At 65.2% G+C, this 19,654-nt stretch carries 15 protein-coding genes, 1 tRNA gene and 3 pseudogenes; 8 read left to right on the plus strand and 11 right to left on the minus strand.

Annotated elements, in window-relative coordinates; translation table 11 throughout:
- Positions 1-2 precede the first annotated feature (2 nt).
- Both ybgF and queE read left to right on the plus strand, forming a co-directional pair.
- Positions 3-821, plus strand: coding sequence for a tol-pal system protein YbgF (gene ybgF / locus FHT09_RS03415; protein WP_047127027.1), 819 nt, complete (start codon positions 3-5; stop codon positions 819-821).
- Between the two features lie 42 nt (positions 822-863).
- Positions 864-1,547, plus strand: coding sequence for a 7-carboxy-7-deazaguanine synthase QueE (queE, locus tag FHT09_RS03420; protein WP_104605720.1), 684 nt, complete (start codon positions 864-866; stop codon positions 1,545-1,547).
- A gap of 187 nt (positions 1,548-1,734) precedes the next feature.
- Here queE and FHT09_RS03425 read toward each other — a convergent pair whose 3' ends face one another.
- A complete protein-coding gene (locus FHT09_RS03425) occupies positions 1,735-2,019 on the minus strand; it encodes a hypothetical protein (protein ID WP_146096468.1) in 285 nt (94 codons plus the stop codon).
- A gap of 654 nt (positions 2,020-2,673) precedes the next feature.
- Here FHT09_RS03425 and FHT09_RS03430 point away from each other — a divergent pair.
- Together FHT09_RS03430 and FHT09_RS03435 are read left to right on the plus strand one after the other, a co-directional pair.
- Positions 2,674-2,991: a hypothetical protein gene (locus FHT09_RS03430; protein WP_258077192.1), complete on the plus strand. Its 318-nt coding sequence runs from the start codon at positions 2,674-2,676 to the stop codon at positions 2,989-2,991.
- Positions 2,988-3,230: a hypothetical protein gene (locus FHT09_RS03435; RefSeq protein WP_104605714.1), complete on the plus strand. Its 243-nt coding sequence runs from the start codon at positions 2,988-2,990 to the stop codon at positions 3,228-3,230. The genes FHT09_RS03430 and FHT09_RS03435 overlap by 4 nt, the downstream gene beginning before the upstream one ends.
- On the opposite strand, the gene FHT09_RS03440 is transcribed toward FHT09_RS03435, so the two are convergent.
- The 3 genes and pseudogenes from FHT09_RS03440 to FHT09_RS03450 all read right to left on the minus strand — a co-directional run.
- Positions 3,218-3,293 (minus strand) — tRNA-Lys (locus FHT09_RS03440). The two genes, FHT09_RS03435 and FHT09_RS03440, sit on opposite strands and share 13 nt — an antisense overlap.
- A gap of 47 nt (positions 3,294-3,340) precedes the next feature.
- Positions 3,341-4,015 carry a 7-cyano-7-deazaguanine synthase QueC gene (gene queC / locus FHT09_RS03445; RefSeq protein ID WP_104605712.1) on the minus strand — a complete coding sequence of 225 codons (675 nt, stop codon included), beginning with the start codon at positions 4,013-4,015 and terminating at the stop codon, positions 3,341-3,343.
- A 232-nt stretch (positions 4,016-4,247) separates the two neighbouring features.
- A pseudogene (locus FHT09_RS03450) lies at positions 4,248-4,763 on the minus strand (LysR substrate-binding domain-containing protein); the annotation flags it as partial.
- On the opposite strand from FHT09_RS03450, the pseudogene FHT09_RS03455 reads away from it, so the two are divergent.
- Together FHT09_RS03455 and FHT09_RS03460 are read left to right on the plus strand one after the other, a co-directional pair.
- Positions 4,756-5,256: pseudogene (locus tag FHT09_RS03455) on the plus strand (LysE family transporter); the annotation flags it as partial. The pseudogenes FHT09_RS03450 and FHT09_RS03455 sit on opposite strands and share 8 nt — an antisense overlap.
- 26 nt (positions 5,257-5,282) lie before the next feature.
- Positions 5,283-5,707, plus strand: a pseudogene (locus FHT09_RS03460) (GNAT family N-acetyltransferase).
- A gap of 129 nt (positions 5,708-5,836) precedes the next feature.
- On the opposite strand, the gene FHT09_RS03465 reads toward FHT09_RS03460, so the two are convergent.
- The 3 genes from FHT09_RS03465 to FHT09_RS03475 form a co-directional block, all read right to left on the minus strand.
- The gene (locus FHT09_RS03465) at positions 5,837-6,223 is read right to left on the minus strand and encodes a hypothetical protein (RefSeq protein ID WP_146096467.1); all 387 of its coding nucleotides are present in this window, start codon (positions 6,221-6,223) and stop codon (positions 5,837-5,839) included.
- Positions 6,224-6,607: 384 nt separating this feature from the next.
- Entirely contained in the window at positions 6,608-8,776 is a 2,169-nt protein-coding gene (locus FHT09_RS03470) for a methyl-accepting chemotaxis protein (protein WP_104605710.1), read from the minus strand.
- A gap of 512 nt (positions 8,777-9,288) precedes the next feature.
- Complete coding sequence (locus FHT09_RS03475; RefSeq protein WP_104533910.1) at positions 9,289-9,495, minus strand: hypothetical protein; 207 nt, start codon at positions 9,493-9,495, stop codon at positions 9,289-9,291.
- Positions 9,496-9,611: 116 nt separating this feature from the next.
- Between FHT09_RS03475 and FHT09_RS03480 the strand changes: the two genes are divergently transcribed.
- Positions 9,612-10,322 (plus strand): rRNA pseudouridine synthase, encoded by a 711-nt coding sequence (locus FHT09_RS03480; protein WP_104605708.1) that lies wholly within the window; start codon positions 9,612-9,614, stop codon positions 10,320-10,322.
- A 1,214-nt stretch (positions 10,323-11,536) separates the two neighbouring features.
- Here the strand turns inward: FHT09_RS03480 and FHT09_RS03485 are convergent.
- The 4 genes from FHT09_RS03485 to FHT09_RS03500 form a co-directional block, all read right to left on the minus strand.
- The gene (locus tag FHT09_RS03485) at positions 11,537-11,941 is read right to left on the minus strand and encodes a response regulator (RefSeq protein WP_104536053.1); all 405 of its coding nucleotides are present in this window, start codon (positions 11,939-11,941) and stop codon (positions 11,537-11,539) included.
- A 78-nt stretch (positions 11,942-12,019) separates the two neighbouring features.
- Complete coding sequence (locus FHT09_RS03490; RefSeq protein ID WP_104605706.1) at positions 12,020-12,502, minus strand: hypothetical protein; 483 nt, start codon at positions 12,500-12,502, stop codon at positions 12,020-12,022.
- A gap of 138 nt (positions 12,503-12,640) precedes the next feature.
- Positions 12,641-14,437: a DNA helicase RecQ gene (recQ, locus tag FHT09_RS03495; RefSeq protein WP_104605704.1), complete on the minus strand. Its 1,797-nt coding sequence runs from the start codon at positions 14,435-14,437 to the stop codon at positions 12,641-12,643.
- 390 nt (positions 14,438-14,827) lie between these two features.
- Positions 14,828-15,385 (minus strand): Dps family protein, encoded by a 558-nt coding sequence (locus tag FHT09_RS03500; protein WP_104605700.1) that lies wholly within the window; start codon positions 15,383-15,385, stop codon positions 14,828-14,830.
- 90 nt (positions 15,386-15,475) lie between these two features.
- Between FHT09_RS03500 and hrpA the strand changes: the two genes are divergently transcribed.
- Complete coding sequence (gene hrpA, locus FHT09_RS03505) at positions 15,476-19,597, plus strand: ATP-dependent RNA helicase HrpA (RefSeq protein ID WP_104605698.1); 4,122 nt, start codon at positions 15,476-15,478, stop codon at positions 19,595-19,597.
- Positions 19,598-19,654 lie beyond the last annotated feature (57 nt).

Below are 19,654 nucleotides of genomic sequence, written 5' to 3' on the forward strand. Positions count from 1 at the left end.
CGATGCGCTTTCGAGTGACATCCCTGTTCGTCGCGGCGGCCCTTGTGGTCGCCGCGCCGGCGCACGCGCAGCGAGCCAGTCTCGCTGATCGTGTTGCCGTTCTCGAGCAGCAGCAGGCCAACAGCCAGGCCAACAACGATCTCCTCAATCAGCTGCAGCAGGCGCGTTCTGACCTGCAGGGCTTGCGAGCGACCGTGGAGCAACTGCAGCACGACAACGAACAACTCAAGCAGCAGTCCAAGGATCAGTATCTCGATCTGGACGGACGCCTGAATCGGCTGGAAGGTGCAGGTGGCGCAACCCCGCCATTGCCATCGCCCACCGGCAGCGTCACACCCGCCCCGGCTCCGGCCGCGCGGCCTGCAGCGGCGGCAACTTCCGAGAAGCCGCCCAGCGTGCATGGCGATCCAGGCACCCTGGCCGTTAGCAACGAGGAGCGCACTGCCTACAATGTCGCCTTCGATGCTTTGAAGAACGGCAAGTACGACGATGCCTCGCAGTTGTTCCTGAGTTTTCTGGAGCTGTATCCAAATGGCGTCTACACCCCCAATGCCTTGTACTGGCTGGGCGAGAGTTATTACGCCACCCGAAATTTCCAGCTTGCCGAGGCGCAGTTCCGCGATCTCGTCAGCCGCTATCCCACGCATGACAAGGCCGCTGGCGGCCTGTTGAAGCTTGGCCTGTCGCAGTATGGCGAAGGCAAGAACGACCAGGCCCAGCAGACCTTGCAGCAGGTCGCATCGCAGTATCCCGGCTCCGACGCAGCGCGCGTGGCCCAGGAGCGTCTGCAGTCCATCCGTCTGGGCCAGCAACTGCGCTGAGCCCGCGCGTGCGCGCCTTCGGGCGTGACGCATACTTTGCCCATGAACGCCGCCGCCGTCCCCAGCGAGATCGTCCAGTCGCAGTTGCCGCGATTGAAGATCACCGAAATCTTTCTGTCCCTGCAGGGCGAAGCCGAGGCCGCCGGTTGGCCGACCGTGTTCGTGCGGCTGACCGGTTGCCCGCTGCGCTGCCACTACTGCGACACCGCCTACGCCTTCCACGGCGGTGAATGGCACGACATCGATGCGATCGTCGCCGAGGTGGCCAGCCACCGCGTGCGCCATGTCTGCGTGACCGGCGGCGAACCGCTGGCGCAGAAGCGCTGTCTGGTGCTGCTGCAGAAACTCTGCGATGCCGGTTTCGATGTCTCGCTGGAGACGTCCGGTGCATTGGATGTGTCGGCTGTCGATCCGCGCGTGGCGCGCGTGGTCGACATCAAGACGCCCGCATCCGGCGAGGAACTGCGCAACCGCTGGGAGAATCTGCCGCTGCTGACCGCACGCGACCAGATCAAGTTTGTGATCTGCAGCCGCGCCGATTACGACTGGTCGCGCGAGATTGTCGCCGCGCATGCGCTGGACCGCCGCTGCACGGTGTGGTTTTCGCCCAGCAAGAGCGAAGTGACGCCGCGGCAGCTGGCCGACTGGATCGTGGCCGATCGTCTGCCGGTACGCTTCCAGATGCAGCTGCACAAGCTGCTGTGGAACGACGAGCCGGGGCGCTAAACCCGACCGATAGAACGCCTGCGCTCCCCGCAGGCGGGCGCAGCCGGTCGCCCGCAATCGGCATGTGCCACATATCCGCTGCGGTTGCTGGCATGCCGTCCGTACCCGCCTGACGATCACCGCGTTGGTTGGTCGCACTAGTCCCGAGCGCAGAAGGCGCAGGCTGCCAGGAGGCAGTCGCCCGCGTTCACGCCGCGATCCTGTTCGATGCGTCGATGGCACCGGATTGCGGGTTGCGCGGATTGTCGTACGCCGCCTCGACCAGCTGCTGTGGAGAGCAGGTCGATAGCCAGGATCCATCCTTGGCGCGGGGCGCCGCTCTTGGCGACGATGGCCAGATCCTGTGGGCAGGGATGCAATGCCTCACGATCAGCTGATTGGTGATGGCGTCGCGCTGGCGCGTCGTCGCGCTATCAACGATAGGAAACATGGCGCGGTATGAGAGTTCGCATTTGACGAGGCGCCAGTTCATTCCCGCCAAGGCCTGTGACATAGGGCGCAGACGCATCGGCCCCGCCGATCGCCCAGCGCGACATGCGGGAGTTTCAGGTTTTGCTGGCTCCGCGTGCAGTGCTTTCATCCGTGTTTCTTCGCAATCCTCGTTGCAGCGTTGCGTCTTTTGCGTTGACAGGCTCCAAGGAGCGGAGCGAATATTCGGACGTCGCCGCACAATCGGCGACCGGGATTGGCGTCCCGAACCAAAAGGCGCACCAGCGCCCATCGACCGATGCACGGCGCTTTTTTATCGCCCGCATCGTCGCGGGCGCATGCCGGCCAGTTTTATGGCGGGCGGTGCGCGGGGGCCGCAAGGCTCACCGGTTCCTTTTGGCCGGCACGCCAACCGCGTACCGTCCGCCACCCCGATTGGCGTCTGGGTGGCGGATTCCAAAACACAAAAGGAATCCAGCATGTCTCACGACACCTATGAAGCACCCACGTCTGTGGCGTACCAGGCCGTCCATGATGTGGTTCCGATCCCCAACGCCCTCGAAGGGACGCGTGCCGCCGTGCGAAGCCCGAAGGCCCACCCCGACGTCACAGGCAAGGCTGTCCATGCGCTCACGCCTGCCGACGCAGATGTAATCGCTACCGTCGCTAGCGCGGTGACGGGGCCGCAGCGATGAGCATGGGCAAACAGTTTCGCGTTTGCACGGGCGTCACCCTCAGCTTCGAGATGATGCAGGGCTATGTGCTGGCCATGCTGCATTCCGACGCGCAGCCCGATGCGTCGCCTGTCCTGATCGCCTGCGAAGTCACCGGTCTTGATGAGATCTTGCCGGGCAGCGATGCGCAGAGCGTCGTGCTGGGCCGCCTGCATGTCTGCATGCGCGTGGACGCTGCGGTGGACGTCCTCACGTGGCTGCGCAAGCAGGCACGCGCCGCTGGAACTGCACGACCAACGCGGCGCGTGCAATCGCTTATCCAGAAGACGGGAGCCATGTGATCAGCGAAAACGCCACGGCCGCCTGCGCCGGGCTCACGACCCGCAAGATGACGCACATGATCAGCAAGGAAGTGCCGGCTTTGACGGCAGCGCGCCAGCTGCGGCAGATGGTGCATGCCATCCGACTTCACGGCTGTGAAGCATGGTCCCCGGCTACGCATTTGCCGGCACACTTTCCGGGGCACAAAAAAAGCGCCTTCGGCGCTCTTCAAGTTGCTGATGTGATTGGTGGGCCGTGATGGATTCGAACCATCGACCAAAAGATTAAAAGTCTTCTGCTCTACCGACTGAGCTAACGGCCCACTGTCCCGGCAGTGCGCCGGGGTGCGCATTCTACCCTACACCGGCGTCAAGGCGAAATGGCGTAGTGGGTGGGGTCCGGGACGCCGGCGTCGGCGAAACCGGCGGCACGCAGGCGGCAGGCGTCGCAGTGGCCGCAGGCGCGCCCGTCGGCGTCGGCGCGGTAGCAGGACACGGTCAGGCCGAAGTCCACGCCCAGGCGCACGCCTTCACGCACGATGTCGGCCTTGCTGAGGAACTGCAGCGGTGCATGCACGCGCAGGCCGGCGCCTTCCACGCCGGCCTTGGTGGCCAGGTTGGCCAGCACTTCGAAGGCGCGCACGAATTCGGGCCGGCAGTCGGGGTAACCCGAATAATCGACCGCATTGACGCCGCAGAACAGGTCGTTGGCGCCGATCACCTCGGCCCAGCCCAGTGCCAGCGACAGCATGATGGTGTTGCGCGCTGGCACGTAGGTGACCGGGATGCCGTCGCCACCGGCATCGGGCACGTCGATGTCGTCGGTGAGCGCCGAGCCGCCGATGCTGCGCAGGTCCACGTCCACCACCTTGTGCGCGATGACGCCTTGCGCCGTCGCCACGCGCGCGGCGGCGTCTAGCTCGGAGGTATGGCGCTGGCCATAGCGCACGCTCAAGGCATGCACGGCAAAGCCCTGCTCCTGCGCAAGCGCGATGACGGCAGCGGAATCCATGCCCCCGGACAACAGAACAACGGCTTTTTTCATGACGGATCGGCAATCACAACGGAATAGGCGGAAAGGCTAGCAGGCTCGGCGTGGCACGGCGACCCGGCTGTCGCCGCGGCGGTAGCAGGATGCCAGGCGAAGCGGCTGTGCCAAGCGCGCACGGGCAGGGCAGCGACCGCATCTGCACGCCAATCGGGTGCGACGTCCTGCCGGCAGTTGGTTGTCTCAGGCTCCGGTGTTGCCTGCCCGCTTCGCGTGCGCACGGCTGATCTCAGCGCAGGCTCGCAGCCGCTGTTTTGCGCAGGGCCTGGCCAAGCTGCTGCAAGGCGTTCGAGCGCACCGCAGCGCATTGCCAATACAGCGGCACATCGCGCCAGCGTGTCGGGTCGATGATGGCCACCTGCCTGTCGCGCACGGCAGGCACGACCATCGATTCCGGCGCCAGGCACCATCCGAGTCCGCGTGCGGCCGCTTCGACAAAGCCGGTCGAGATCGGCAGGTAGTGGATCGGCGGCGCTACCTGCGTGCGGGTGATGCGGCGGACAACGCGGGTTTGCAGCGTGTCCTTTCGGTTGAACACCAGCATCGGCGCGTGGTCCAGGGCCGTTGCGCTGAAGCCCTGCTTGAAATGCGTCGCAACGAATGCGGCCGATGCGATGGCGTGGTAACGCATCACTTCCAGCGCTTGCACGTTGCAGCCCTGTAACGGTTTGCGCTCGGCGGTGACGGCACCGAGCACCGCCCCGGAGCGCAACAGCTCCAGGGTGTGGTCCTGGTCGTCCATCTGCGCGTTCGGCGATATCGCGCTGATCGTGCTGGGCGCGTGGCTGGCATCGGCGTACTGGTGACGCGATGGCCGCAGCTGCTGCAGGGACTTCGCTATGCGGGAGCTGCATTTCTCGCGGCGTATGGCGCGCTGGCTGCGCGCAGGGCCTGGCGTGGCACCAGCGGGTGCGCCGTCGCAGGCCGGTGCGCAACGCTGGCAGCGCGCCATGCTGGCGTGCCTGGCATTTACCTTTCTCAACCCGCATGTCTATCTGGACACAATGCTGTTGCTGGGCAGTCTGGCCGCGCGCTACCCGGGCCAGCTGCGCTGGGCATTCGCATCGGGTGCGTGCCTGGCCAGCATCCCCTGGTTTCCCGGTCTGGGCTATGGCGCGTGTTTGCTGCAGCCGGCCTCCCGCGATCCGCGCGCATGGCGTGTGCTGGATGCGGCCATCGCAGGATTCATGCTGGTGCTGTGCGCACTGTTGCTGCTGCCTTCGCAGGCGCTAACCTGAGGCCCACTGTTGCCGGAGTTGTTGTCATGTCGCCGCTGCGCGTTTCCACCGATCAATCCGAGCTCGATGTTGCGCTGATCCATCGCTACCTGGCGCAGCACAGCAATTGGGCCAGGGACATCCCGCTTGCTCTGGTACAGCGCTCCATCGCCAACTCGCTGTGCTTCGGCGGGTTTCTGGAGGGGGGCAGGTGGCGTTTGCGCGGGTGGTTTCCGACTACGCAACCGTCGCCTATCTGGGCGATGTGTTCGTGTTGCCCGAGCACCAGGGCAAGGGCTATAGCAAGGTAATGATGGATGCGGTCATGGCGCACCCCGATCTGCAGGGGCTGCGCCGTTTCAGCCTGGCCACCAGCGATGCGCATGGTCTCTATGCGCGCTACGGCTTCACGCCGCCGCTGGCTCCGCAGTCGCTGATGGAACGCTATCGTCCCGGCCTCTACACGCGCTAGCCGCGATGGGAAGGCTGTTGCGCGGCCGCACCGGCATGGGGCTGCGTCGGGGCAGAAAGACGGTTCAACGCGCTGTCGGGCTGCGTGGTGTTAGGCAAGCACTGCGACCTCGTCACGGCACAGCGCCGGTCAGGCATCGGCAGCGCGCATTGCCGCCAGCGACCAATCGCAGTTGCCGCCGGACAGCTGCCGATCCTGCGGCAGGTCGACGGCCTCCCACTCCCAGCGCAGCGAATGCGGCATCTGCCAGGCTTCCACCAGCACCGGCATGCCGTCCTGGAGCGTGAGCTGCCGCCGCCAGATCACGCGTGCGTTGAGATGGGCTCGTCGCCAGTGCGATAAGGCATCGTCGTGCCGGTCACCGCCTGCGTCCCTTGCGAAAGCGAGAGCATGCAGGCTGGCGTGCTCGTCGTTGATTGGGTGATGCAGAACGTGACTGTCGATGCTGGTGTTCAGGGGCGATCCTTCTGCGATTGAGAAGGCGTGCCGAGCGGTGATGAGGGCATGCGCGGACACACCTGCAGTGCCGGCATCACCGGCTGCGCATGTCGTGGGTACCGATGGCTAAGATGCCACCTGCGCTGCAGACGGTGGCCGGGCTACCCTCCGGCGTGCTCTCTTTCGACCGGCGCAGCGTAGCCAGGCATGGCGCTGGAAACCAGCGCTTTTGAGTGGCTCGAGTGTTTGGTTTCCAGGTTGCTTTGTGTGCACTGAGCGCGCTACGGGTGTCTGAGATGTCTGCGTCGGATGCCGGTGGAGCTTGCGGGATAAAACGAAGAAAGCGCCCTGACGGGCGCTTCTTCTTGTGCGATAGCGTCAATGGCTGCGGGCACATCCGCACCGTCGCATCAGCGTGTCTGCACCGACGATCCAATCGATGGCGCAGTGCCGGCCGCTCGCTCAGGCATTGCGGACCTTGCTCAGCAGCTGTGCGACCGGCTCCGCTGCGCGCGTGGCGGACTGCCGTGCCTGGCGTGCGTCGATCTTGAAGATCGCCACCGCATCGGTGAGCTGCACCGCCTGCTCTTCCATTGCGCGTGCGGCGGCAGTGGCTTCTTCCACCAGCGCGGCGTTCTGCTGGGTGGTTTCGTCCATATGCGTGATGGTCTGGTTGACCTGCTCGATGCCGGCCGACTGCTCCTGCGAGGCAGCGGAAATCTCGCCCATGATGTCGGTGACGCGTTGCACGCTCGCCACCACCTCGCCCATGGTCTTGCCGGCGCTGTGCACCAGTACCGAGCCCTCGGCCACGCGTTGCACCGAGTCGTCGATGAGGTCCTTGATCTCCTTGGCGGCGCCGGAGGAGCGCTGCGCGAGCGTGCGCACCTCGGAGGCCACTACGGCAAAGCCGCGACCCTGCTCGCCGGCACGCGCCGCTTCCACTGCCGCGTTCAGGGCCAGGATATTGGTCTGGAAGGCGATGCCGTCGATGACGCTGATGATGTCGGCGATCTTCCTGGACGAGGCCTCGATACCGGTCATCGTGTCCACGACCTTGCCGACCACCTCGCCACCTTGCGAGGCAACGCGTGCGGCGCCGATCGCCAGCTGATTGGCCTCGCGTGCGCTTTCGGCATTCTGCTTGACGGTGGAGGTCAGCTCTTCCATCGATGCTGCGGTTTCTTCGAGGTTGGCCGCCTGCTGCTCTGTGCGTTGCGACAGATCCTGGTTGCCGGCGGCGATTTCGCTGGCCGCAGAGTTGATCGACACGGCCGATTCCTGGATGTTGCCGACGATCTGCGCCAGCTGACTGGCCGTGGTATTGGCGTCATCGCGCATCTGTGCGAATACACCGCGGAATTCGCCGCTCATGCGTGCGGTCAAGTCGCCAGCGGCGATGGACTGCAGCAACGACGACAGCGACTGCAGATTGCCGTCGGCCGTGGACATCAGGTGGTTGAGGCTTTCGACCATGATGCGGAAATCGAACTGGAAGCGCTCGGCATCGCCGCGCGCGCTGAAGTCGCCGTTGGCGGCCGCCTGGGCGAGATGCTTGATCTCGTGATTCATCGCCGACAGGTTGAGCTTGACCTGCGACATGGTGTCGCTGAAGACGGCCTTTTCGCCGGGTAGCGGCTGCATGTCTTCCGACAGTTCGCCAACGGCATACCGGCCCATGATGCGTGCCAGATCGGTCTGCACTGCCACGTGCGAGGCGACCAGCAGATTGGTGTCGTTGGCCATGCGGCCGTAGTCGCCGGGGAATGCCGCCGCATCGATGCGGAAGCTGATCTGGCCGTTGTCGTGATGCCTGGCCATGTCGGTTTGCGCGGCGATCAGATTGCGCAGCTGCAGCTGCATGTTGTCCATGGCCTTGAGCAGACGGCCGGTTTCGTCGGTGGCGCTGGTGTGCACATCGTTGTGCAGGTTGCCGGCTGCGATGGCTTCCGCAGTGCGTGTGGCCTGGCTGAGCGGTTGGGTCAGGCTGCGTGTAATCAACCATGCGAGCAGGCCGCTGATGACCAGTGCCGCAATACCGCCAGTGATCAGGGTGACTTTAGCTTTATGCATCGATGCAACCGCGGCCGCATAGGCATCTTTGCTGAGGCGGCGTTCCAGTGCAGCGTTATCGCGGATCGCGGTCTGCTGCGCGTCCATGGCTGTTGCGGCGTCGCCTTGCAGCAACGCCTGTGCTTCCTGATTCTGATCGCGAAGGCCGTACTCGAGAACCTGGTTATTGAGCTTGACCGAGATGTCGCGCTTGTCCTTTAACAGCTTGAGCGCCTGCTTTTCAGGCTCACTGCTGGGCATTGCGGCCAAAGCGTCGTGTGCCTGCTTGTAGCGTGCGCGGTTCTTTTCGATCGTGTCCATCGCGCGGCGATTGGCGGCTTCGCCAGCGACCATGACGATATCGCGCAGACCGATCGCCACATTGGTATTGGCGTCGAGCATTTCCGAGGATAGCTGGATCCTCTCCATGTTGCTGTTGACGATGGTATCCAGCTCGAGACGAGCGTTGGACATGGTGACCATGCCGATCGCAACAAGCAGGCCCGACAATAGGATCAGGATGCCGAAGGCCATGCCCAGGCGACGACCGACATTGAGGCGTTGCAGATATGTGTTCATTACCGCATCCAGGTAGGGCAACTGAGGGGCTCGGTGGATGAGGTCATCCACCCAAACGTCTTGCTCAGCTAGCGGCCGGGTCGCGACGAGCTAAAGGCGCGTATTTAAAAATACTTACATTGAATTCATCGTGTGGAAGAAATTTCCCGACAGCTGTCAGTAGCGACCTGACGCGCGCGCAGAAACTGTGTCTTCATTGCGTTACTGCTGGATCGACGCATGCCAGCAGCGGAACCCTTTTCCGACGTTCTGCCGAAACGCACCTGGAGCAAGTCAGATCTCGGGACAGGAGCGAATGCGTCATGTGTCGAGGTACCGTTAATACGCTGTCTTCAGGCAGCGCCGATGCCGGTGCTGCGGAGTGGTCACGCGATTCGATCGGCTGTGATGCGGTGCGACAAGGCCGACTGCCCCGAGCGATTTGCGGGGGGGGGGTATGCACTGACTGCTCTGCCGGCAACGCGCACGGCGCTTGAGGCATCACGCGTGTGGCGGCACTGTGGGTGTTGCGCTCAACTTTCCAGCGCAGCAAGCACCTCTGCATGTAACTGCTCGGCGCCGCTTTCGGTATTGAAGCGTGCAAAGATTTCCTCGCCGGAGAGCAGGCCGACCCGGACCGAATGGCAATACGACCCGAAGTTTTCGCCTGCATTGAAGGGATCGCTGATGACGGAGATATGGTTGAGGCGGACCCGGGTGGTGCCGAACTTGATGAACATCTGCGATCTCCTGTGTGAGCGCCCAGTTTCCCACGTCGTCGGACAGTGCAGAAGCCGCCTCACGCATCCGTCGACCCAGCACGTACACTGCCGTCCCCTGAAGCCGAGCTCGCCCGATGTCCGATCCGATCCGTCTCGATAAATGCGTGGCCGCGCTGTTGGGCTGCTCGCGTGGAGAGGCGCAGCAATACATCGAAGGCGGCTGGGTCAGCGTGGACGGGGACGTGGTCGAAGAGCCGCAAGCCTTGGCGACTGCAGCGCAGGTGACGCTGGCGGAAAACGCCGTGCTCGAACCTGCCGAGCCCGCCACGCTGCTGCTGCACAAGCCGGCAGGGATGAGCGCTGCAGCGGCGCTGGCATTGGCTACTCCGGCAACGCGCAGCGGACTCGACCAGCTCGAGATGCGTGTGCTGAAGCGGCACTTCCTGCGCCTGCACGCGCCGTTGCCGTTGGAGGACGAGGCGAGCGGTTTGCTGGTGCTGAGCCAGGACGGCCGCGTCCTGCGCAGGCTCAACGGCGACGCGACGTCCATTGAACAGGAATTCCTGGTGGAGGTACGCGGCGAGCTGCGTCCCTATGGCATGGCGCGTCTTGCGCATGGTCTGGTGTATCACCAGCGCAGTCTGTCGCCGTGCAAGGTCAGCTGGCAAAACGAGGAACGCTTGCGGTTTGCGATCAAGCACGTGCAACCCGGCCAGCTGCGCTACATGTGCGGTGAGGTGGGGCTGGAGGTGGTCAGCATCCGGCGCCTGCGCGCGGGCCGCGTGTCGCTGGGCAAGCTGGCCATCGGCCAATGGCGCTACCTGCCGACAGGCGAGCGTTTTTGATTGGCATCCGGCTGTCCAACACGCGTGATTGCAGTGCGGTCGCACACCGATGCTGCTGATGCGTTATCTGCATCAAGCGCCATGCGGCCTCAACATGGCGATATGGCTACGGTGCATCGCTGTTCAGGCCGCTACAGCACTGGTGCGCTTTTGCGGAAAGCAGGCGTAAGCCGCACCAGGCGAAGGCCGTCCTGGTTTAAACCGGCGCCCGGCATCAGCACTTCAGGGCAACCGCGTATCGAGCGCGAACTGCGTTGCGTATGCCGGTGCCAGACCCGCTTGCTTCATCGCTTATTTCTTGTTGCGTTTCTTCTTGGCGCGCGTCACCAACCAGAACACTACGGCAATCACACCGACGACCAGAATGATGAAGGCCGGTGACAGAAACGAATTGTCGCCCATGAGAATTTCCTGAAGTCTTCGCAGCCAAGTGCTGCACCGACATCAGCCTAGCGAGCGGCTTGCTTGATGGCGTGAAATACACTGTATTCGTGACTCGCAGCGGCGATACATCGCCAATCCCGCAAGAACACCCTATGGCTGCGAGCGCGGTTGTTCGGCATCTGCCTGACCACGCTGTCGTTGCCATACAGGCACGACTGACGCTGTGCTTGCGTGTGTTGCAACGGCAAGCCGGTAAGTCTCCAGTCGCAGGGGCAGAAGCAGCAGCGTCAGGACATCGGCTATGGAGGCTATCGATTCGATGCCCACGCAATGACGGCGCGTGAGCTAAGCCGCTGCGAGCATCGGCACGGATCGCGCTGCAGGTTGGAGAGCCACGTCACGTCCGCTGGAGCGCAGGCACCGTGGTCGTGCAGGTACCAAGCGGTTCGACTGCAAACTCAAGTCGCCTGCGCTTGCGCGCGAATGACTTCATCTTCTGAGATAGCGCGCGCAACCAGGCTGGTGGACGAACAACCAACTACGACGTGGTGCGTCTCACCCGATGCCGACAATGTCCCGACATGGGCGTGCTCAGCGCCTCGCGAGTTGAGCGGCCCAACAGGCCTCGCGTCCGGTGGCTGCAGTCTAAACGAGCAAGGCATCGGGTAAATCGGGGCTGCGCCGACAGCGTGTCGGGCCAGTCCCCACATTCGTTGTGCCATGAGAGCTGCGCGGTCCCCGGCCGTGGCCTCCCCGTTGCCGACGCGTCGCGCGACCAGTGCCACTTCATGCCGAGAGCGTGGGCGGCCATCCGGCTGCGGCTGCCCGTGTCATGCGACCGGCGTAGAGGGCACCCGGTGCTTGGCCATCACACTACGGATCGCGCCCAGCAACTGCTCGGGGGTATAGGGCTTTTCGAGGAAGGCCACGCCGTCCGGCAGGATCTCTTCCACATATTCAACCGCCAGGCCGGAGGTCAGCAGCACCGGCAGGTTGTAGGGCGCGTGCGCCGTCTTGAGCGCCAGGTCCACGCCGGTCAGGCCGCCCGGGAAATGGATGTCGGAAAACAGCACATCCACGCGTGGGTCGCTTTCGATTAGGGTCAGCGCCTCTTCGACCGAGCCTGCACTACGGCAGGTAAAACCATAGCTTTCCAGCACAAGGCAGCTGAGTTGTCGGGTGCCATCGCCATCTTCGACGACAAATACAACTGGCCGTTCCTTGTTCTGTGACATGAGCACGTCTCGTAAGGCAGGCCACATTCTCAGCGATGCGGCAGTGAACCCTCTGTCAACGCAGACGGAGCCGTACGGTTACCAGCCGAACGGGCCGGGGCCGTAGCCGCCGGGGCCGTAGCGCGGGCCGAACAGCGCGCCTTCGCCGCGTCCGACGCTGATGCTGACGCCGATCTGGTGCGCCTTGCCGTCGTCGTCGTAATAGGTCTTGCAGGAATTCAGGTTGACGGCCTGCCAGTTGCTGTTGCCGCCGCGGTTGGAATAGCCCATGCCGGTTTCGACCGCGCCATGCAGCTTGCCCTGGCATTGCTCGGCGCGTTCGGCGGCAAGCGAGGCGGCGCTGGGGCGGGTCAGCGCAGGCTTGGGGCCGCTCTTGTCGCCGTAGAAGGTGCCCGGCGGGTCGGTGCTGTACTCGGGGTCGGAGCGGTACTGCACCGGGGCTTGGGGGACGCTCAGGTCCAGCGATCGCGCCGACGCCGGCTCGGCGCTGCTCTCGCCGGCCTGGGCGAGGGCGCTGCCGGCGGCAAACAGGGTGGCCAGGAGAAGCAGGCTGCGTTTCATCGGGTGGACTCTATTGAGAGTGACTGACAGCGCGTGCCAGATCGCCTGGTGAAACTAGCAACGGCTGATTGAATGCGCGCTGTCGATTCTGCGGATTTTTGTGCCGGCGCCGCCACCGCGATGACACATGTTGCTGCATCAGCCCTGCTCGCGCACGATCTCGATCAGCTGCGCTCCATACCGGGCCAGTTTGCCGCCACCGATACCGCCGACACGCGACAGTGCGTCGATGCTGGTCGGCCGCTGTTCGGCGATATTGCGCAGCGTGCTGTCGTGGAAGATCACGAAGGCCGGCACGTTCTGCTCCTTGGCCAGCTCCGCGCGCAGGCCGCGCAAGGCATTGAACAGCACCAGATCCTGCGGCTGCACCGACAGGCCGGTCCGTTGCGCGCTGCGCTCGCGTCCGGCAGCCGGGTTCTCGCGCCGCATCATCACCTGGCGCTCGCCCTTGAGCACCTGGCGGCTGGCATCGGTCAGGCGCAACCCGCCATGGCCTTCGCTATCCACCTCCAGCAGGCTGGCGGCCACCAGCTGGCGGAACACCCCGCGCCAGGTGCGCTCGTCCAGGTCGCGGCCGATGCCATAGGTGCTCAGCTGGTCGTGGCCGAGCTGTTTGATGCGTTCGTTCTCGCTGCCGCGCAGGATGTCGATCAGATGGCCGACCCCGAAGCGCTGCCCGCTGCGGTACACGCAACTGAGCGCCTTCTGCGAGGCCACGGTGGCGTCCCACGCGGCGGCGGGCGTCAGGCAGTTGTCGCAGTTGCCGCAGGGCTTGGGATAGGTCTCGCCGAAGCCGGCCAGCAACACCTGACGGCGGCATTGCATCGATTCGCAGTAGCCGAGCAGGTGATCGAGCTTGGCGCGCTCCAGCCGCTTGCGCTCCTCGGCCGCTTCGCCCTGTTCGATCATCTGCTTGAGCAGCACCACATCGCCCAGGCCATAGCAGAGCCAGGCCTCGGCCGGGTCGCCATCGCGGCCGGCACGGCCGGTTTCCTGGTAGTAGCCTTCCAGCGATTTGGGCAGATCCACATGCGCCACGAAGCGCACGTCCGGCTTGTCGATGCCCATGCCGAAGGCGATCGTGGCGGCCATGATGATGCCGTCCTCGCGCAGGAAGCGGCGCTGGTTTTCCGCGCGCACCTCCGCTGGCAGGCCGGCGTGGTAGGGCAGGGCATTGAAGCCCTGCGAGCACAGATGCTGCGCGGTCTCTTCGACCTTGCGCCGCGACATCGCATAGACGATCCCGGCCGAGCCGCGGTGGCGGCCCAGGAACTCCTGCAGCTGCTTGCGCGCGTTGTCCTTCTGCACCACGGTGTAGCGGATGTTGGGGCGGTCGAAGGAGCTGACGAAGTGGCGCGCCTCGACCAGATCCAGGCGTTCGGCGATCTCGCGCTGGGTCGGCGGATCGGCGGTGGCGGTCAGCGCCATGCGCGGGATCTGCGGCCAGCGTTCGTGCAACACGGTGAGCTGGCGGTACTCGGGGCGGAAATCGTGGCCCCATTGCGACACGCAATGCGCCTCGTCGATGGCGAACAGCGCGATGCGGCTACGTTCCAGCAACGACAGGAAGCGCTGGGTCAGCAGGCGTTCCGGCGCGACGTAGAGCAGGTCCAGATCGCCCGACAGCAGGGCGCGTTCGACCCGCTGGGCGTTCTCCGCGTCCAGCGTGGAGTTGAGGAATTCGGCGCGCACGCCAAGCTGGCGCAGGGCCTCGACCTGATCCTGCATCAGCGCGATCAGCGGCGAGACCACAATGCCGATGCCGTCGCGCAACAGCGCCGGCACTTGATAGCACAGCGACTTGCCGCCACCGGTGGGCATCAGCACCAGGGCATCGTTACCGGCAGCGACGTGTTCGACAATGGCTTGCTGTGGGCCGCGGAAGTCGTCGTAACCGAAGACGCGGCTGAGCAGTTCGTGTGCGGGGGAAGACATCCGCTAAGGATACCGCGCGGGTCAAGCCCTGGCCGGTGTCATGCCGGCGGTGCTGCGCGATGGCGGGTCGGGGATTGCCGTGATTTGTTGGGCGTGGCGGGAAAATGCATACGTAAGCATGTGCCGGGGCAGGACCGACGGCGCAGCAAACGGGCAGTGGCCGCGCGTTGGGTGGGGCACGTGAGCTTCGTTCCGTACCCTCACTCCAACCCCCGCTCCGCGCCCCGGCCCGCGCTTGCGGCGCGGGCGCTCCAAGGCACGCGCGCCGCAAGCGCCAGCTGTGCCTCCTCGCCCCGAGGGGAGAGGGCTCAGTGTCTAACTTATGGAGCAGGGGCCCAAGGTTTCGGCGCAGCGAAACCTTGGGCAACCCGCAGGGCGAAGCCCAGGGGGTTACTGCAGCAGCGAACGCAGCATCCAGGCGTACTTTTCGTGGGTCTGCAGGCGCTGGGTCAGCAGGTCCACGGTCGGGTCGTCGCCGGCGTCGTCGGCGGTACCCAGCACCTTGCGCGCGGTACGGCAGACCGCTTCGTTGCCGCTGACCAGCTGGCGCACCATTTCACGCCAGTCGGCGCTGTCGCTCAGCCCCTGTTCTTCCGGGATCGAGGTCAGGGCGACGAACTCGCTGTAGGAGCCCGGTGCGTTGTAGCCCAGGGCACGGATGCGCTCGGCGACTTCGTCCAGCGCGGCCCACTGTTCGGTGTACTGGGTCTCGAACATGGTGTGCAGCGAGTTGAACATCGACCCGGTGACATTCCAGTGGAAGTTGTGGGTCTTCAGATACAAGGTGAAGGCGTCAGCCATGTAGCGGGCCAGACCGTCGGAGATCTGCTTGCGATCGCTGTCCTTGATCCCGATATCGATGTGTGGTGCCGATGCTGCGGCGACCGGAAGTGCACCCAGTGCTTCATTGATGACGACGGGCTTGTTGGCGTTCTTTTTCTTGGACATGGGAATGGTCCTCCTGAGGGAACTGATATCGGGTCACAATAGACAGGCTAAAGGATCTTCTGTCATTCAATCTTTCACATTTTTCCATCAATGAGCGCTATCGACACCGACCTTGCCACCACCTTGCGTGAGCGCCGCCGCGCCGTCGATGGCGCGATGAGCCGCGACCGTGGCCGGCTGCTCGGTCTATGGTCGCGCTGGCAAGGCAAGCCCGGCAACGCGCAGGTGCGGGAGGCGTTCGAGCAGGCGCTGGCGGCATCGCAGGCGCAACGCCAGGCGCGCGCCGAGCAGCAGCCGGCCATCACGCTGGACGAGCAACTGCCGATCGCGCGCGAGGCCGAGCGCATCGTCGCGCTGATCCGTGACCATCAGGTTGTCGTCATCGCCGGCGAAACCGGCTCTGGCAAGACCACCCAGCTGCCCAAGCTGTGTCTGGCGGCCGGGCGCGGTGCGGCCGGCATGATCGGCTGCACCCAGCCACGCCGGATCGCCGCGCGCGCGGTGGCGGCGCGCGTAGCCGAGGAGCTGAAGACGCCGTTGGGCACCACGGTGGGCTTCCAGGTGCGCTTCACCGACCGGGTCGGCGAGCAATCGCGGATCAAGTTCATGACCGACGGCATCCTGCTGGCCGAGATCGCCAGCGACCGCTGGTTGTCGGCCTACGACACCATCATCGTGGACGAGGCGCACGAACGCAGCCTCAACATCGATTTCTTGCTCGGCTATCTCAAGCAGTTGCTGCACAAGCGCTCCGATCTCAAGTTGATCGTCACCTCGGCCACCATCGATACTGGGCGCTTCGCCCAGCATTTCGACAATGCGCCGGTGATCGATGTGGAAGGCCGTACCTTTCCGGTCGAGGTGCGCTACCGGCCGCTCGAAGGCGAGGCCGGCGACAGCGGCGACAGCGAGCGTGGCAATGGCCGCGATGGCGAACGCACCGTCAACGATGCGATCGTGGCGGCGATCGACGAGATCACCCGCCTCGATCCGCGTGGCGACGTGCTGATGTTCCTGCCGGGCGAGCGCGAGATCCGCGATGCGCACCAGTCGCTGGAACGGCGCAAGTACCGCGAAACCGAAGTGGTGCCGCTGTATGCGCGGCTGTCGGCGGCCGACCAGGACCGGGTGTTCAACCCGGGGCCGCGTCGGCGCCTGGTGCTGGCCACCAATGTGGCCGAAACTTCGCTGACGGTGCCGCGCATCCGTTACGTGGTGGACCCGGGTTTTGCGCGGATCAAGCGCTACAGCCCGCGCCAGAAGCTGGACCGGCTGCATATCGAACCGATCTCGCAGGCCAGCGCCAATCAGCGCATGGGCCGCTGCGGGCGCATCGCCGAAGGCATCTGCTACCGCCTGTATGCCGAAGCGGATTTTGCCGCGCGGCCTGCATTCACCGATCCGGAAATCCGCCGCTCGTCGTTGTCGGGCGTGATCCTGCGCATGCTGCAACTGGGCCTGGGGCGGATCGAGGATTTCCCGTTCCTGGAAGCGCCGGACGAGCGTGCGGTCGCCGACGGCTGGCAGCAGTTGCTGGAGCTGGGCGCGATCGATGCCGAACGGCGCTTGACCGCGACCGGCCGCCAGATGGCGCGCCTGCCGGTGGACGTCAAGCTGGCGCGCATGCTGGTGGCTGCGCAACAGCACGGCTGCCTGCGCGAGATGATCATCATCGCCGCCTTCCTGGGCATCCAGGATCCGCGCGAGCGCCCGCCCGAAGCACGCGAAGCGGCCGACAACGCGCATGCGCTGTTTGCCGATGCACGCTCGGAATTCGTTGGCATCCTGCGGCTGTGGGAGGCGTACCGACAGGTGCACGAAGATCTCACCCAGTCCAAGCTGCGCGACTGGTGCAACCGGCATTTTCTCGGCTTCCTGCGCATGCGCGAGTGGCGCGAGCTGCATCGGCAGCTGCGCCTGTTGTGCGAAGAGCTGGGTTGGAGCGAAGCGCCGGCCACCGCGATGCTGGCGCCATTGCTGGCCGGTGCCAGCGCACCTGCGCGCGAGGATGGGCACAACGCCAACCGGCCCACACGCGGGCAGCTGCATCGCGCTGCGCGGCTGGCGCGCGAAGGCAAGCCGGATCCGAACGCGCCACCTGCACACCACACCGCTGCCGCTGCCTGCAAGCAGGCCGACGCTGCCGAAGCGGCGGCACGCACCAGCGAGCGCGAACGTGCGGCGGCGTATCAGGCCTTGCATCGCGCGCTGTTGGCGGGCCTGCCGACGCAGATCGGCCATCGCACCGAAAAAGGCGACTTTCTCGCCGCGCGGCAACGCCGGTTCGTGCCGTTTCCCGGCTCGGCATTGGCACGCAAGCCGCCGCCGTGGATTCTGGCGGCCACGCTGCTGGATACGCAAAAGATCTGGGGCATGACTAATGCCGCGATCGAGCCGGACTGGGCGATCGCCGAGCTGGGACATCTGCTGGCGCGCAAGCATTTCGACCCGCATTGGTCGCGTGCGCAGGGGCAGGTGGTAGCGTCCGAACAGATCAGCCTGTTCGGCCTGGTGCTGGCGCCGAAGAAGCCGGTCCATTTCGGCAAGATCGACCCCGCCGGCGCGCATGACCTGTTCGTGCGCCAGGGCCTGGTCACGGGCGAAATCAATACGCGTGCGGCGTTTATCGCCGACAACCTCAAGGTGCTCGAGCAGGCGCGCGAAGAAGAAGCCAAGCTGCGTCGCGCCGGCATCGTTGCCGACGAAGACTGGCAGGCGCGCTGGTATCTGGACCGCATTCCGGCCGAACTGCATTCGGCCAGCGGGCTGGATGCATGGTGGAAAGGCCTGCCGCCGGACAAGCGCCGCAGCCTGCACTGGACATTGAACGACCTGCTGCCGGGCGAAGGCAGCGAGGCCGATCGTTTTCCGAAGTATTTCCCGCTGGGCGATGCGCGGCTGCCGCTGCATTACCGCTTCGAGCCGGGCGCCATCGATGACGGCGTGACGCTGGATGTGCCGTTGCACCTGCTCAACGCGCTGGATCCGGCGCGGCTGTCGTGGCTGGCGCCGGGCTTCGTTGCCGACAAGGCATCGGCCCTGATTCGCAGCCTGCCCAAGGTGCAGCGGCGCAATTATGTGCCGGCGCCGGATTTCGGACGCGCGTTCTACGAGGCCTACAGCATCGCCTCGGCCGACGACATCCGCGGCGAGCTGGCGCGCTTCCTGACCAAGGCCACCGGCACCCAGGTGGCGGCGCTGGATTTCGACGAAGAGTCGCTGGACACGCATCTGCTGATGAACCTGCGCCTGCGCGATGACGGCGGCAAGGTGCTGGCCGAGTCGCGCGATCTGGATGGATTGCGCGCACGCTTTGGCGAGCGTGCCGGCCAGGCCTTTGCCGCGCGTGCAGGGCGCGCGCTGGCTGCCGAGGGCTTGCGCGATTTTCCGTCCACGCCGATTCCCGAACAGGTTGCCGGCGAAGCCGGCGTGCCGGCCTATCCGGCGCTGGTGGATCGGGGCGACGACGCGGCGCTACGCATCTTTGCCGACCGCAACGAGGCGGCGCAGGCGCATCCGCGCGGCGTGCGCCGGCTGCTGGAAATCGCGCTGGCCGACAAGATCAAGCAGGCGCGCAAGCAGTTGCCGGTGTCGCCCAAGACCGGCCTGCTGTACGCGGCGATCGAATCGCAGGAACGCCTGCGCGGCGATCTGGTCGATGCCGCGCTCAACGCGGTGCTGGCCGATGGTCTGGGCGCGATCCGCGATCCCGGTGCCTTTGCGCAGCGCCGCGACGAGGCGATCAAGCGCCTGTTCGGCGAGGCGATGGAACGGCTGAAGCTGGCCGAAAGCATTCTCGCCGCGGTGGCCGAGCTCAAGCCCCTGCTGGAAGCGCCGTTGATGGGCTGGGCGCGCGGCAACCTGGACGATATGGAGCAGCAGCTGCGTGCGCTGGTGCACGCCGGCTTCCTGCGCGAAACACCGGCCGAGGCGCTGGCCAATTACCCGCGCTATCTCAAGGCGATGATCCTGCGGACCGAGCGCGCCAAACGCGATCCGGCCCGCGACCAGGCACGCATGCTCGAACTCAAGCCGTTCGTGGATGCATTGGAGCAGGCGGCTGCGCGTGGTCTGCAGCAACGTGATGAATGGCAATCGCTACGCTGGGACCTGGAGGAATTGCGCGTGTCGGTGTTCGCGCAGGAGCTGGGTGCCAGGTCGGGCGTGTCGGCGAAGAAGCTGTCGCAGCGGGTGGCTGCGTTGCGCAACTGAATGGTGATCGATGCGCTGGCGATGACGGCTTGCCGTCATCGCCAGCGCGCTGTGTCC

This window comes from Xanthomonas sp. CFBP 8152 (assembly GCF_014199025.1).
Lineage (GTDB): Bacteria > Pseudomonadota > Gammaproteobacteria > Xanthomonadales > Xanthomonadaceae > Xanthomonas > Xanthomonas arboricola_B.

Bases quoted from the DNA above. Each gene is read 5' to 3' on its own strand.
- ybgF (WP_047127027.1), top strand. From the start codon at position 3: ATGCGCTTTCGAGTGACATCCCTGTTCGTCGCGGCGGCCCTTGTGGTC.
- FHT09_RS03470 (WP_104605710.1), bottom strand. From the start codon at position 8,776: ATGAACACATATCTGCAACGCCTCAATGTCGGTCGTCGCCTGGGCATG.
- FHT09_RS03490 (WP_104605706.1), bottom strand. From the start codon at position 12,502: ATGAAACGCAGCCTGCTTCTCCTGGCCACCCTGTTTGCCGCCGGCAGC.
- FHT09_RS03485 (WP_104536053.1), bottom strand. From the start codon at position 11,941: ATGTCACAGAACAAGGAACGGCCAGTTGTATTTGTCGTCGAAGATGGC.
- recQ (WP_104605704.1), bottom strand. From the start codon at position 14,437: ATGTCTTCCCCCGCACACGAACTGCTCAGCCGCGTCTTCGGTTACGAC.
- hrpA (WP_104605698.1), top strand. From the start codon at position 15,476: ATGAGCGCTATCGACACCGACCTTGCCACCACCTTGCGTGAGCGCCGC.
- FHT09_RS03480 (WP_104605708.1), top strand. From the start codon at position 9,612: ATGTCCGATCCGATCCGTCTCGATAAATGCGTGGCCGCGCTGTTGGGC.
- FHT09_RS03425 (WP_146096468.1), bottom strand. From the start codon at position 2,019: ATGAACTGGCGCCTCGTCAAATGCGAACTCTCATACCGCGCCATGTTT.
- FHT09_RS03500 (WP_104605700.1), bottom strand. From the start codon at position 15,385: ATGTCCAAGAAAAAGAACGCCAACAAGCCCGTCGTCATCAATGAAGCA.
- FHT09_RS03430 (WP_258077192.1), top strand. From the start codon at position 2,674: ATGGGCAAACAGTTTCGCGTTTGCACGGGCGTCACCCTCAGCTTCGAG.
- queC (WP_104605712.1), bottom strand. From the start codon at position 4,015: ATGAAAAAAGCCGTTGTTCTGTTGTCCGGGGGCATGGATTCCGCTGCC.
- FHT09_RS03475 (WP_104533910.1), bottom strand. From the start codon at position 9,495: ATGTTCATCAAGTTCGGCACCACCCGGGTCCGCCTCAACCATATCTCC.
- queE (WP_104605720.1), top strand. From the start codon at position 864: ATGAACGCCGCCGCCGTCCCCAGCGAGATCGTCCAGTCGCAGTTGCCG.